The following is a 14,446-nucleotide window of genomic DNA, read 5'->3' on the forward strand; positions in this document are numbered from 1 at the left end:
ATGGCCGTCCTTCCACAGACGGCCATGCATACTAACCAAGATATTGACGCTTCCAATCGATTATCTCATCAACAGCTTGGTGAGACCCGCCGGATGTTCGAAAGGAATCTCTAATCGCTGCAACAGCTTTTTGGAATGACGGATGGGTAAGCACACGTTCTACAGCTTTACGTAGTTCAGTTGCAGTTAATTCTTCCATTTGTAATTTAATGCCCGCTCCAATATTGACGACTTGCTCCGCAATGATCGGTTGATCCGCGCTTTGTGGAATAACAATTAGCGGAACCCCGTAGTAAAGACCTTCATGCGCACTGTTCATTCCACCATGTGTAATGAATATTTTGGTGTATTGCAAGACATCCATTTGTGGAACATAATTTTTCACGATGAAGTTTTGAGGAATGTCTCCCAAATCATAGATTTGAGCTTTATTCCCAATCGACATCACAATCGTATAATCCGAATTCCCAAATGCCTCAAAACAAAGCTTATAGAAATCAATGGCTTGGTTGAAGACCGTACCCATTGAAATGTAAATTAGTTCTTTCCCCTTCATTGCAGAAAGTTCAACATGTTCTGGAGTTAATCGCGAGGAAATAGAAGGACCCACAAATTTATACGTTTGGTCGAAGGCCTCTCCATAAGGCTGAAACTCCCTTATCGTATAAACGATGTTAAGTGGTGCAGGATTACAGAACGCTTCGTAAGGAGAGTGAATTTGAACACCATATTGTTCCTTTATTTTTGCGGTCAAACTATGAAATCTATCTTCTACAGCTTTTACTATTTCTGCAGGAGCTTCTGTGTAAAATTGCTCCATGAGTTGATCGAATGATTCCTTTGTCTGTACAAAAGAAGTACAGGAGTTGATTGCAGGAAGCTTAAGAATTTGAGCTATTAAACGTCCACAACCAAACATCGAATCATGGATGATGTAATCAAAATGCTCCCCTTTAATCTGCTCAAGTACACTTGGTATAACTATATCCGCGGTAAGTAAAAGCCCATTGACTCTTTCGAGCAAATAATCCCTTCCACCTGAAATAAAGGCCTTTATAAATTGCTGATCGTCCAATGTCCGTACTATAGCGCCAGTCTCCTCAATACGCTCCCGAAAAGCTTCTATCGAGAAGTACACTACCTCTTCTCCACGAGAAATAAGCTCCTGCACAACGCCAATCGTTGGGTTGATATGACCCTCTGATCCTGCATTAATAAATAAGACACGCGCCAATGTTCTCCCCTCCTCAGCTTTACTATTTTCTAAATTGTACATCCCCTATCTTTCTCAAATCTACGTGTTTCTGCGTGCTTTATTATACAAATAGAAGGAGGCGACGAAAGCGCCCGATGTTCCGCAGATCATATCCATCATCGTGTCGCTCAAACTACCGTTTTGTGAATTTAATCCGAATAGATGATCCACCGTAAACTCATAAATCTCCCACATTCCAGCCATTGCAACAGCAAAAAAGAGTGCGAACCAAATGATGATATTGGAAGGTAAGTCGCCCAGTCCTTTACGCTTAACCATCTTGATTAAGATGAATTGTCCTACGAAAAATAGGATAACTCCAGAAAGCAGATGCTCAATCTTGTCTAAATAAGGGATAACTCCATACATATTGAACAAATTGGCGAGCATCATCGTAATCGCAATAAAGACCAGCACCGAGAATCGTAGTGCAGGAGGCAGTTCACTTTTGGTCCATGTGATTAAGCCCCTAAAGAGTATCAGGACGACAATGATAAGACCCGCTTGAAATGTTTTATCATAATTCCCAATCAGGGCAAAATAAACAATCGATACTCCGCAAATGAGGTAGAGAATCATTTCAAAAAAATAATTGAACCTAAGGTTTCTAGAAGTCTCTTGCATAGCAGTTCCTTTCTGACTAGACATGTTTAATTAATTATCACCCGTTCAAAGCCCCACCATACGACAATCATATCATTAGTTACAAAAAGACTCCCGCGTATTCCCTTAAGCAGGAATATACGGGAGTCTTGAGCGACTGAGAACCTTACATCGCCTTTTCAGCCAAATCGTTAACTAAATTTCTCATCCACTTGCGAGAGTAAATCCGAGCGTAGCCGAAGCCAAAACGGACAACCTCCTCCAGCGAGATAACGAGATACACAAGATAGATAGGCTGCTTCCAGACGTATGACAGTAGAAGCCCGGATGGAACACCGATCAGCCACGTTGCGGTGGACTCCATACTGAACACGAACTTGCTATCTCCCCCACTATTTAGAATGCCGCCAGCTATAATCATATTGGATACTTTAACCCAAAGAAATCCAGCGAACACGATGACGATAAATACACCCATTTGTTTGGCATCCTCGGAGATATTGAACGCCGAGACATACAGCTTTGAGCCTGCCGCAACGATAACCCCGACAATCAAAGAGATAATGACGCCAAGACGAATGAACCTTTTCGCATGATCGAGTGCGATATCCGTTTCATTCGCGCCCAAACGGTTGCCAACCAGTACTCCGGCTGCACTAGCCAGTCCAGATAATAAGCCGATACAAAGTCCTTGCAGTGGAAAGGTAATGGTCATTGCTGTCATTTCCGTCGTCCCCATGCGGCTATAGATGATTGCATATGCTGTTTCGCCCAACACCCAGATCAATTCAGTCAGCAGTAGTGGATAGGTTGTTCCAAAAAAATTGCGGATGAGCGGTTTAGGAATGATGAACAAATTCTTTATCCCGACAGCTCCCGGTAACAGATACCGGTACACGGCACCGATGATTAACAAACATTCAAAAATCCTGGAAATAAGAGTGGCAATGGCCGAGCCCTTCAAGCCAAGCGCAGGAGAGCCGAAATGGCCGAAAATAAGCACGTAATTCAGTATAAGATTCAAAACAACTGTAATTAAGCTCACATACATCGGCCATTTGGCATGCCCCGTACTGCGCAAAATCGCGGAATACATCATGGTGAGCATGACAGGCACAAAGCCGAGCGACATGACTTGAAGGAAAATGAACCCGTCATTTATTACATTCACGTCTGTAGTGAACATACTCAGAAAGAACGGGGAATCGATGAAGACAGCCGCAGAGAACAGGAACGAGAACGCGAAACCGATAATCAGTCCGAGACCCAGCACCTGGGAGACGCTTTTAGAATCTTTCTTCCCCCAAAACTGGGCAGCATAAATGGATACCCCCGTCGATAAGCCGGCCAAGACAACCGCGATGATCCCGTATATTTTGGTGGACATCCCCACCGAGGCAATCGCCACATCTCCAAGCTGCCCGACCATCAATTGATCCGTCAGATTGAGCAATGCCATCAGCAAGCTCTGAAGCGTAACGGGCACAGCGATTTTATACACACTTTTATAGAAATCTTCCTTCTCTGACATGAATCGTTCACAGCCCCCATATTCTCGATTTTCCCAAAATCCATAGCCATTCGCAGTCTATGACTTCGTGTGAAGTTATATCACTTTTTTATAGCGCATGAGTGTGTAGTTATCTTTTGGCTGAATTTCAACGACCTTGAACTTTTTAGTAAAGCTCAATTGCTGATACCCATCTCCATCCACTAAAGTAATGTTCGTAGAACCGCCTATGATGATCGGAAGCTGCATTAGAATAATCTCATCGACGATGTCCTGATTGAAAATATGCCAGTTTAAAAATCCGCCGCCTTCGACCATCAGACTGGTAATCCCATAGTTCTGCTCCAACTGACGCTCAAGCTCCACAAAATCGACTTTATCCTCGCCGCAGATGAGGCAATCCTTCCCTCTTTCCCGGATCTGCTTGATTTTTTCCTCATCCCGTCCTTTCTCGGTCGTGACAATAATCGTCTTCCCCTGATCCGAAAGCACATTGCAATCTAGCGGAATATCCAAGGTAGTGGTCGGAATGATACGGATTGGATTTTTATTCTCCTCATACCGATTAGTAAGAAAGGGATTGTCCGTTAGGATTGTATTTTTGCCAACCATAATGCCCTGCACATTCCCCCGGAATAGATGGATGAATTCCATATCCTCACTGGAAAACAAAGAAAAAAGCTCCTTACTCGAGTTACCGGCTCCCATAGTGAGCTTTCCATCAATCGAAATTTGGCTGAATATCGTTGTTTTCATTTGTTTTCTCCCCGTCTCTTATTAGCTTTTATATGCGCCCCAGGATGCTTGAAGGGTCTGTTCTATTTTGTTCAATGCTTGTTCAGGATTGCTCAAGGGCAACTCGGTCAGACCCGCATTTAGCGCCTCCCATACATGAATCATGAAGGGGTACGTCGGCATTGGCCGTGCGTGATCCAACAGCGATAAAATCTTCTTTTTGTTAGGCGTAGCAGAGGCAGCTAGACGGTTCAGCACCTCTTCCTGAGCCGGAATTCGCTGCACACCCAGCGTCCACATGGTTTGGCACTCATCACTCAGCATAAAATGCGTGAACGATAAAATATCTTCCCGCTCCTCCGATGTTAACGAATGATTCGGGTAAATCAGGCCGATAGAAGAAGACATGGATAACGATTGCTGGTCCTCTATGACCGGAAGCTGGCAGACCGCAAGCCTGTTGTTCATCTGCTTGTCCAGATGGTTATAAATCCACTCTCCACAAATAATGGCGCCGATCTTACCGTCAATGAACTGCTCTAGCAGTCCTGTAGAACCGTCGAGACTGACTAGCACGCCTTGATCCATCTTGTCATGGATGAACTCAAGTGCTTGCTTCATTTCAGGGGTAGCGATATTCGGATTTCCATGCTGAACAGGCCAACCACCGAAAGCCGTAAGGAACGGAATAAACCAATAACCCTGCTGTAAATCTGCTCCAATCGGTACGATACCTTGAGCGGACAACCTCTCTGCCGCCTCTTCGAACGCGTCCCATGTCGTCGGCGCACTGGCGTAAATCTCCGGATTGTAATACACAACCAGATGATTGCCCCGCAATACCGGAATACCATATTGAACACCATCCAGTTGCATCGTTGAAAGGGCCCCTTCGGTCAGTGCATCATCAAATAGCCAGCCCGGTACTTCAGAGTAAAGGCCATTCTCAACATAGGAGGACATATCCGCAGGAACCATCGCCAGATGCGGACCTTGCTGGGTGTCCTTAATTCGGTTCAGGCGCGCAGTCAGCTCCGTAATATTCATCACTTGTGGCGTAATTTGTACGCCGAAGCTTTCTGTATACAGCTTACAAATTCCCTCCAGCACCTCGATCGAGGTATCTCCCGGACCGTCAAATTCATGCCATAACACGATTTCTTTGTTCTTCTTTTCCATCGTTGCCTCTCTCCCTTAACTAACTTGTCTATGATTGTTTACGAGCACCAAAGCCTGATTTGGCCCAAGTAGTAAGCTGTCTAACGTCTGCCCTACAATGCTGCCCGTTAAGGAACTATCCAGCGTCACGGTCATTGGGCACCGCCCAGGTATCGCAGCCTTCAAATCGACTTGGCAGGAAGCATCCGCACTCAAGTTAAAGCAGCAGAGCAGCATCTGTTCCCCATGCATATACCCATACAAAACGGTACCTTCAGGGGATTGAGCCACGAAAAAGTTCTCTGGCTTCACTAGCTGGCACCAATCTTTCTTGAATTCACTTAGCTCCGTCAGTAGCGGTAGCATCGGTGCAGGATTAGTCCAATTAATTTGCATGACGTTAAAAAAAGCGCGAGAAATCTCTTCACCGTTCGTGTTGTCGCCAAGACCACAGTTGAGAGGCTGCTCCTCATTCATTTCATAGCCCGTCGTCACGTAAGGAATTGCGTTCGGAAGAAATTGATTGAATACCGCAATCATCCGAGCAACCTCGACACCACCACGGCTCGTGATCCGGGGAGTATCTGCCGTTTCTGCACAGGCAAACACATGAATATTTAACTCAGGCAGCTCCTCTAAGAATGAAACCAGATTCTCCTTAGTAATCTGAGTCATGACGTTCCATCCGCTGCCAAGCATAATGTTATAGCCAGTGCTCGCTGCCTTCTTGTGGTTACGGTTAAATAAATCCTCGCTAATCAAGATCGCATTCGGATTCATCTCTTTAATCGTGTCAAAAATACGAGTCAATAACGGAATAGGAAGCACATGTCCGATGTCGATGCGAAAGCCGTCAATCCCATACTTTTGGAGATTAAACCGTACTGCTTCCTCCAGCACATCCCACAGCTCCAGATTCGGCTCCTCTCCCGGGTAGTCATTGCATTTTATCGTATCAAAAAGGACATATGGAGCCTGATCCGGACTTATAAGATGTCTCACGTGCGGAGAGAAGTCCTTGTACAGTCGTAAGAACGTAATGTCTGTCCAAATTGGCTGTACATCGTTAATCCAATCCGAATGCGCAGGAGCCGTCGTTATCCCCATCTCTTGCTCCACCAAAGTTAATAGCTCATTTCCAGTTTTAGCAGCCTTCTCCTTTAACTGCTGCCAAAGGATTGGATGAAGTTCATTAGGCGGCGGCGAAAACTTCCGCAGAAAGTCTGCGGTTTCCTGGCTGCGGTAGACCGTCTCCAATTTGTCAGGCGTACACTCCTCAAAAAATCCAAGCTCGGGAATCGGGGGCGGTGCAAAGCCTTCTAATTCCTGCATTTTGATCCAATACACCCAATCAGGATGTTCGTTAATGAACGCACTGTTTTTCGCCGTTACACGGGGAATGAAATCAACAACCGTTTTTATATCAAGTAAATGGCAAGCTTCTACCAAAGCGCTAAGCTCATCATGAATCGTGAATTCTTCCATACCATCCAACAAGCTGTCATGCAGGTTCTGGTCCAAGTGGAATAACGATTGCACAGCGTAAGGTGACCCGATATCCCCCTTCAGATTCAACTTGCTGTACTGGTTGACTGGAAGCATGTATAGAATATTGATGCCCATTTTTTTAAGCAGTGGCAGAATAATAAGAAACCTTAAAAAAGTACCAGATTCGATAGTCCCATCATGGTTGTAATCCCAAGCCGTCGAATAACGAATTAACGAGGAATAGATCGCGCTGTCGTCTAAATTCGTGTGTTGCTTGAGCATATACCTCCACGAAAGCTTGTCTACATACTTCAAATGTTCTGTCATAAAATCATACGGATGCACACAAATTTCACCGTCTTTTTCGAAGAGAACACGTTCATACTGGCACTCGTTCCACACTGTCGGTATCCAAATTGGCTCTACGTCTTTATCTTTGTATGTAGACAAATAGTCCTGAACAAGTCTTAATTTGCTATCTTTGCTCATTAGCAGATCCACCTCTCGTTGATTGTAGTATTACATTTAGGGAACAAAAACCGTCTTAACGGTTTCACTCCCAACCACCTTCAAAGAGTTCAATTCATAGCCGATCAACTCGTCTATCGCAGCTTCATGCTGGCTGAGCCTAACTTTTCTGGTTACCAGTTTTTCAAGTCCAGGTGTTTCAGCGGCAAACCGCAAAGCTTCCTCGAACATGTAGCGGTATTCACCTGCTGCGATAATTTTGATCGCCTGCTGTACGAATTTGGTAGGAGAAAAGGTGTACCGATACTTCGCATTAATACCAAAAGGAACGATGCGGCCTCCACGCTCGATCCACTTCTCCGCCATTTCGAGCTGAGTGCCCACCGTGTCGATAATCACATCAAACTTACGTCCCGCGCAAATTTCGTCTACGGTAGCTTGATTTAATTGGGATGGAGTTAGCGCAAAATCTGAGATTTCTCTAGCAAAAGCCAGCCGATAGGGATTAATTTCCGTCGCTACCGTGAGCGCAGCTTTTGATTTACTCACCATTTGACTTAACAGTCCCATTGGACCCGATCCAAGAATGAGGACCTTATCATCTGCTGTGACATTTGCCTCTTTGAAATTGTGCAGCACACAGGCAAGAGGCTCAATTAATACCCCCGTCTCCCAGCTCATATGATCTGGCAGAAGGTGTGCAAACGTTTGTGCAGTAGAGTAAAAAAAAGTGAACGTCCCATTTCGATTCAAACCAGCAATAGGCATCCCATTTCCATCGGTGCCCGTACATAAGTGCGGCTGTCCCTTCAAGCAAAAATAGCATTCATCACAGCTTAGATTCGGATCGATAACTACGCGGTCCCCCACCTTGACACGGTCAACATGACTGCCAATTTCGATTACTGTCCCTACGGCCTCATGGCCGCGAATGACCCCTGAAACTCCTTCCTCTTTACCGGTTATGACTGCTAGATCTGTTCCGCAAATGCCTGTCATCTCAATTCGGATCTTAACTTCATCCGGAGCTGCAATCTGTGGTTCTTCCCATTCACAGAGCTCCAGCTTATGATTAGATGTCCACACCAGCGCTTCCATACGCATTCTTCCTTTCATTTTTACTAATATCCATTTTCAACCAGAATATATCATACCTCCCATGTAAAAGTAAGGTGAATAATGTCGTAAATTGTTATTGTTTACATTTTAATATAATAATCACATAAGTAAGCGCTTTAAAATGTGGGTAGTATAAACACCTTCCCCGTGAATCAGAGAAGGTGTTTCTTTACTAAGCCTGTTTTTCAGGCTCTTGTTTGAAAATGATTTTAAAGATAGGGTAGAATATCAAGAACGAAATTGTACTATTGATTATCATTGTAATAATATCCGCTATTGTCTCCCCCATTGAACCCATTCCCCATGTGTTAATTAATAAATTATAGATAGGAGCCTTGTAAAATCCTTGTGCCGCGGCAGCACCAATGGTTATAAGAATATACGCTAATACATACCAGAAAGCAGCCTTCCATACGTTACTGTTTGATTTAAATGTAATGGTTCTCTGTGCGAAGAAGTTAATGATCTGTGCAATGCCGAGCGTGATTTGAACGGCAAGAAAATAGCCAAGTCCTCCTCCACCTCCTGATGCAAGTGAACCAGCGGCATAATCGAATACATAATAAGCACTTCCATCAAAGTTATGTCCCAACTGAAAAACTTGAAGGCTTGTAGATAGTAATGATGTCTGTGCAAATATAAGTTTAAATAAAGGCATTAAAACAAATTGTAATACCGTCATTCCAGCACTCAGTATAAAAAATACTATGAACTGTGCAATATTTGGATGCAATCCTTTAAATTTATTCCAAACACCCATCATTCCTGTATTTTTCTCGATATTTACTTCGCTCATACTCTTCTATTTCTCCTTTGAAGCCTAGAAAAAGGAGATACCGTGGTATCTCCTTATCTACACTTCCTATTTGTCTATCGGTTTATCCATTTCAACACCTTCAGGATTTGCTTTCGACTAATTTTCCCCCCAGTAAAACGGTCAATTTGACGAAATGGCATATTCAGAACAAAGTAGACATTATTCGCTAGCAGAGGTTTATTGACTGCTTCGAAAAACTTGTTAAAGAAAAGGACAATATGATAGATTGTCTTTCCCAGTGCGTTCTTATATTTGGCTTGCGCAATCGTGTCGTTTAACCCCAGATCCTGCTTCGGATCCCAATAAGGAGAAGGAGGTTCATAACCCAACAGCCCCTTATATTCCGCTGCCGTTACTTCATGAACATGTCCGCTAAAATAATGCGGGAATTGATCCTTGGTATGTTCACAAGAAACGGAATCTCCGACAAGCGTAATACGTTCCTGCAAAAGAATAGACTGGATCGAACTGCCGATTTGAATGTCGTAAGCGCCAGGCTCAACCGCCCAATCGTGAATCGTCGGATTATAATACGAAAAATCACGTTCCTCCAGCAAGATTGTGACACGCTTACTTTCACCCGGCTCTAAGCTCACCTTTTCAAAGCCTTTTAATTCTCGTTTCGCTCTAAAGATGGACGAATCTTGTTTCTGGATGTACAGCTGCGCAACCTCTTCCCCTGCAACTGTCCCTGTATTGGTAATGGTAAACGAAACCTGATGCTGATCAGCCGTTAAATCCGTATATGCAAAGGTTGTATAGGACAGTCCATATCCAAACGGAAATAACACAGGTTTATTCACGGTATCAAAATAACGGTAACCAATAAAAATGCCTTCAATATGTTCCGCGGTTGCCTCCTTACCCGGATAATAAGGAGCAGAAGAAACATCGCTATAATTGATCGGGAATGTCTCACTAAGCTTGCCACTTGGGTTGTACTCTCCAAGTAAAACACTCTTTAACGCTTCAGCGCTTCCTTGTCCAGATAAATAGGTATGAACGATTGCTTTCACATTTTGTATGAACGGCATTTCAATGGCACCGCCGCCAGCGAGAATTACCACTATATTGGAATTGACTTCTGTTAATGAACGAAGCAATTCGAGCTGGTTCTCACGTAAGCTAAGATTTACGCGGTCAACACCTTCGGCTTCGCTGCCTTCGTCCAGCCCCAAGAACAGCAGAATGGTATCTGCTTTCTTAGCTAACGTAACAGCTTCCTTTAGTAACCGATCATTTTTTCCGCCCATTCGCTTGAAGCCTTTCGCGTGCCCAACAATCGATAAGCCAGATTGACTGAGCACATCGCAGGCGTTGGATAGCTTGGCAGGATTAATAAGCGAGCTTCCAGCACCCTGGTAGCGAGGATTACTGGCGAAATCACCAATAATCGCAACGTTTTTCCCGTGCCTAAGCGGTAATATCTTGTCGTCATTTTTCAATAACACAATCGAACGTTTGGCAGCTTCTATCGCTTTATTGTGATGCTCCTCATAATCAATGCGCAGTGTGTCTTGATCATGCAGTTGGGTAGTAAAGACTAACTCCAACAGACGATCGACAGCGTCATCCAACACTTCTTCCGCCAGCTCATTATTTCTAATCGCTTGCACGATTTCCTGATCCGTAATTCCATTGGTTGAAGGCATTTCCAATTGATTTCCTGCTTTCAACCCTGCAACACGGTCATTATTACCGCCCCAGTCCGTAACGACTACGCCATTAAAATCCCATTCACCGTATAGAATATCCTGTAACAAATCGTTATTTTCATTGGCGAACGTGCCGTTCACTTTGTTGTAAGAGGTCATGATGGTTTTGGGTTGACCCTTCTCAACTACACGTCTGAATCCTTCTAAATACAATTCTCTTAACGAGCGTTCATCCACGACTTCATCAATCGTCATTCGCATATGCTCTTGGCTATTGACCGCAAAGTGTTTAGGACATGCAGAGATGCCGTTCACCTGAATGCCTTTGACCATCTCGCTCGCTAATTCTCCCGTTAAATAGGGGTCCTCGGAAAAATACTCAAAATTTCGTCCGCATAACGGATTCCGCTTGATGTTCAATCCAGGACCAAGCAACACGCTCACTTTTTCGCTAGCTGCTTCTTTTCCAATCGTTTGACCAACTTCATAGATCAATTGTCTGTCCCAGCTATTAGCCAAGGTTGCCGCCGTCGGAAAACAAGTGGCAGGCAGGCTTTTATTTAAGCCTAAGTGGTCTGCCTTTCCGCCTTGCTTCCTCAAACCATGCGGTCCATCGGTCAGCATAATGCTTGGAATCTTCACTCGGTCGATTGCTTTTGTATTCCAAAAGTTTGCGCCAGACATTAAAGATGCCTTTTCTTCTACGGTCATACTTTCGATTAATGCTTTATACTTCAATCTCTTCACCCCGCATGCTTACGCCTATTTTTCGAATAAGTAGGTTTGCAGGATCGTGTACAACACATGATGAACACTTGTGCGAACCCCATTTGTGATTCCTGCAGGATCCTTCTTGTATGCTTGTTTTAATAATTTCTCGTTTTTAATTGGTGTCATAATATCGAGCATGAGGTCATTGCCAGCTACAACCGCATCCGGCGCTTTCATAAATCCAAAGACTGCATCGCTCGAAACAAATCCATCAAAGCCCCATTCTTTACGCAGAACATCATTTAACAAGACGGAATTCGCTCCAGCCCACTTTGTTCCGATGATCGAAAAGCTGGACATTGCGCCTAGAGGGCTGCTGTCTTTGACCGTAATCTCAAACGGCTTCAAGTAAATTTCACGCATCGCTTGTTCGTTAGCCCATATCAGATTACCTGAACGAGCATTTGTTTCTTGGTCATTTAGCGCAAAGTGCTTCATAAAGGCAATAATGCCTTGGTCTTCTGCGCCGTTTATCATAGATGCCGCTATTTTTCCCGAAAGCACAGGATCTTCAGAGAAGTATTCGAAGTTACGGCCGCCTTGTGCTGTACGGTGGATATTCATCCCTGGTGCATACCAGCCTTGAATACCATACGCACGCGCTTCTTTACCGACCGCTTCTCCCATTTGATATGCTAGGTCATTGTTCCATGTTGCAGCAATGACGATTTCAGACGGATATGACGCGGCTTCGATTGGCTTAAAGAAGTAACTAAATCCAGCAGGTCCGTCCATCAACAACGTTTTAGGAACACCCAAACGCTCTACTGCCATCGTTCGATAGGCTCCGTTTGCTACATAATCAATCATTTCGTCCAATGTAAACTGATCCATGAAGTCATTCCATTTCGGATCATCAAAGGCTAAACCTTTCAGATCCTCCAGTACTAAGCCATTATCAGCGCCAACAGTTGGCATTTCCAAATTTGATGCTTCTGGCTCTTTTGAGAATGCGTCGACCACATTTTGCGGCGCTTTATGACTAATATTTTCATCCGAAGGATATGTCTTTTCCCAATCATTCCGTGACAAATACGTTAAATCGCCATTTGCTAGCTCAAAACGATTCTCGTAAGGTGTTCCAGTATCCTTATCCTCTTTGAAAATCTTTTTCTCAGCCAGCTCAAGGTCATAGCTTGCCACGATATCATGTACATTGTGAGCCACTTTAATCGTATATCTGCCTGGGTCTAATACATATGCTTCTTCTACGTTCATATCATAAGAAGCCATCTCTTCCGTTGCGAACGAAAGGGTAAGCACCTCGGATTGACCCGCTTCCAGCAGAGACGTCTTTGCATAAGTGGCCAGTTCGATGGCCGATTTTTCAATGCCGCCTGCAAGATATGGAGCTGAATAATAAACTTGAACAACATCTTTTCCGGCTTTGTCGCCAACATTTTTCACTTCGACTTGTAGTTCAATCTTATCTTCCGACAATGACTGATTCAGGACCTTCCACTCAAAATCCGTGTAGCTTAATCCATGTCCGTAAGGATATAACACGGTATCTCGATAGCCTGCTTCATCATTTAAAAAGAAGGTTTCATAGAAACGGTAGCCCACATAGATACCTTCTTGATAATTGAGGAATGAATACTTCAAATTATCGTATTTGTAGTCTCCAAAGTTCTCACTTGCTGGAGCCGATGAATTGTCATACACGTACGTATCCGTGATGCGCCCCGATGGGTTAATATTTCCTGCAAGAATATTTCCTAATGCGTTGGCACCATAAGGACCAGGTGTTCCTATCCACAATACAGATTTAATGGATTTAAATTCATTTACGAAACCAAGCTCTAAGGCATTCCCCGCATTTACAACGATTGTGACATTTTCAAAGGACTGTGCAACCTTTTCAATCAAAGCGCGCTTATTAGCTGTCAATTTCAACTGCTCAGCGGTCGCATCACTAGCTTCTGTGCTCTCACTAGCAATAACAATAATTGCATTTTCCGAATAGGATTTCGCTTGTGCGATCGCTTCGTCCGATAAATAATCGATTTTAGGTTCATCGCTAGAGTTTCCGCCTAACATACCTTTTACAACTTGAATGACTCCGGTACTCGCCTTGCTACCCACTCCTGCTTTTGCACCAACCTCTTGATACAAGTCATGAAGCTCCGTATTGTACGAAATACCGGCATTTTCTAAGCCTTTAAATAAATTAACTGCACGGGAAGTATCCCCCGCACCCGATCCTCCGCCTCCATAACGTAGCTCTAATGCAGCTAATCCGAAGACGTTAACCTTTTTATCTTTCAAAGGCAGCTGTTTATCATCATTCTTCAATAGAACAATGCCTTCATTCGCAATTTCTTCAGCTATTTTCCCACCTTGATCACGTGCTGCAAGCGCCTCAGGGGTATCCGTTACGGCTGTAATGTGCTTTCCTGTGAGCGCATCGATGATGCTAGAAGCGGTTGCACCAAACTGTACGAACAATAATATGACAACAAGCGCTACGATCGACCAGCCGGCGAAGCGCCTTGGTCTATTTTTAATTTTCTTGTAGCGTTTCTCTTCTTTTTTCATCGCCCTACGATCTTTGCGACTTAGAGCTTTCATCTCCATTTTTGTTTGTTGCTTTTGCTCTTTTCGTAATTGTTTGTCCTGTTCAATCGCTGCTGTTCGTTCCGCTTCCGGTAGCGCTTTAATTTCTTGCTTTCGCTCACGTAGTTTAGCTTTATCTTCCTTCACCTTTTGTACGATTTCACTTTTTTTGGTTTGTTTAGCTTTAAAATTGTCCATCACGGCGACCCCCTCCGGTATCGTCTTTCTTTTTCACAATCATAATATAGCGCTTACATTTTAACTATGAGGATCTTGTCGAAAAAAAAGCTAAATATTGCGATCATCCGATT

At 43.9% G+C, this 14,446-nt stretch carries 10 protein-coding genes; all 10 read right to left on the reverse strand.

The window, feature by feature from the left end; all coding sequences use genetic code 11:
• Positions 1-31: 31 nt before the first annotated feature.
• The 10 genes from QNH28_RS29225 to QNH28_RS29270 all read right to left on the reverse strand — a co-directional run bounded on the left by QNH28_RS29225 (position 32) and on the right by QNH28_RS29270 (position 14,333).
• Positions 32-1,234 carry a macrolide family glycosyltransferase gene (locus QNH28_RS29225; RefSeq protein WP_283909611.1) on the reverse strand — a complete coding sequence of 401 codons (1,203 nt, stop codon included), beginning with the start codon at positions 1,232-1,234 and terminating at the stop codon, positions 32-34.
• A gap of 60 nt (positions 1,235-1,294) precedes the next feature.
• The gene (locus tag QNH28_RS29230; RefSeq protein ID WP_283909612.1) at positions 1,295-1,903 is read right to left on the reverse strand and encodes a DUF2238 domain-containing protein; all 609 of its coding nucleotides are present in this window, start codon (positions 1,901-1,903) and stop codon (positions 1,295-1,297) included.
• 121 nt (positions 1,904-2,024) lie between these two features.
• Complete coding sequence (locus tag QNH28_RS29235) at positions 2,025-3,389, reverse strand: MATE family efflux transporter (protein ID WP_283909613.1); 1,365 nt, start codon at positions 3,387-3,389, stop codon at positions 2,025-2,027.
• 75 nt (positions 3,390-3,464) lie between these two features.
• Positions 3,465-4,124, reverse strand: coding sequence for a dihydrofolate reductase family protein (locus tag QNH28_RS29240; protein ID WP_283909614.1), 660 nt, complete (start codon positions 4,122-4,124; stop codon positions 3,465-3,467).
• A 21-nt stretch (positions 4,125-4,145) separates the two neighbouring features.
• Complete coding sequence (locus QNH28_RS29245) at positions 4,146-5,282, reverse strand: sugar ABC transporter substrate-binding protein (RefSeq protein ID WP_283909615.1); 1,137 nt, start codon at positions 5,280-5,282, stop codon at positions 4,146-4,148.
• A 15-nt stretch (positions 5,283-5,297) separates the two neighbouring features.
• The gene (locus tag QNH28_RS29250) at positions 5,298-7,238 is read right to left on the reverse strand and encodes an alpha-amylase family protein (protein WP_283909616.1); all 1,941 of its coding nucleotides are present in this window, start codon (positions 7,236-7,238) and stop codon (positions 5,298-5,300) included.
• 36 nt (positions 7,239-7,274) lie between these two features.
• A complete protein-coding gene (locus QNH28_RS29255) occupies positions 7,275-8,333 on the reverse strand; it encodes a zinc-dependent alcohol dehydrogenase (RefSeq protein ID WP_283909617.1) in 1,059 nt (352 codons plus the stop codon).
• Positions 8,334-8,508: 175 nt separating this feature from the next.
• Positions 8,509-9,132 carry a hypothetical protein gene (locus tag QNH28_RS29260; protein WP_283909618.1) on the reverse strand — a complete coding sequence of 208 codons (624 nt, stop codon included), beginning with the start codon at positions 9,130-9,132 and terminating at the stop codon, positions 8,509-8,511.
• A gap of 74 nt (positions 9,133-9,206) precedes the next feature.
• Entirely contained in the window at positions 9,207-11,555 is a 2,349-nt protein-coding gene (locus QNH28_RS29265; protein ID WP_283909619.1) for a beta-glucosidase family protein, read from the reverse strand.
• A 15-nt stretch (positions 11,556-11,570) separates the two neighbouring features.
• The gene (locus QNH28_RS29270; RefSeq protein ID WP_283909620.1) at positions 11,571-14,333 is read right to left on the reverse strand and encodes a glycoside hydrolase family 3 N-terminal domain-containing protein; all 2,763 of its coding nucleotides are present in this window, start codon (positions 14,331-14,333) and stop codon (positions 11,571-11,573) included.
• Positions 14,334-14,446: the final 113 nt, after the last annotated feature.

Source organism: Paenibacillus sp. G2S3, from assembly GCF_030123105.1.
Classification (GTDB): Bacteria; Bacillota; Bacilli; order Paenibacillales; family Paenibacillaceae; genus Paenibacillus_AQ.

Excerpts from the sequence above, each read along its gene's own strand:
- QNH28_RS29230 (WP_283909612.1), bottom strand. The coding sequence starts at position 1,903 with ATGTCTAGTCAGAAAGGAACTGCTATGCAAGAGACTTCTAGAAACCTT.
- QNH28_RS29235 (WP_283909613.1), bottom strand. The coding sequence starts at position 3,389 with ATGTCAGAGAAGGAAGATTTCTATAAAAGTGTGTATAAAATCGCTGTG.
- QNH28_RS29240 (WP_283909614.1), bottom strand. The coding sequence starts at position 4,124 with ATGAAAACAACGATATTCAGCCAAATTTCGATTGATGGAAAGCTCACT.
- QNH28_RS29245 (WP_283909615.1), bottom strand. The coding sequence starts at position 5,282 with ATGGAAAAGAAGAACAAAGAAATCGTGTTATGGCATGAATTTGACGGT.
- QNH28_RS29250 (WP_283909616.1), bottom strand. The coding sequence starts at position 7,238 with ATGAGCAAAGATAGCAAATTAAGACTTGTTCAGGACTATTTGTCTACA.
- QNH28_RS29255 (WP_283909617.1), bottom strand. The coding sequence starts at position 8,333 with ATGAAAGGAAGAATGCGTATGGAAGCGCTGGTGTGGACATCTAATCAT.
- QNH28_RS29260 (WP_283909618.1), bottom strand. The coding sequence starts at position 9,132 with ATGAGCGAAGTAAATATCGAGAAAAATACAGGAATGATGGGTGTTTGG.
- QNH28_RS29270 (WP_283909620.1), bottom strand. The coding sequence starts at position 14,333 with ATGGACAATTTTAAAGCTAAACAAACCAAAAAAAGTGAAATCGTACAA.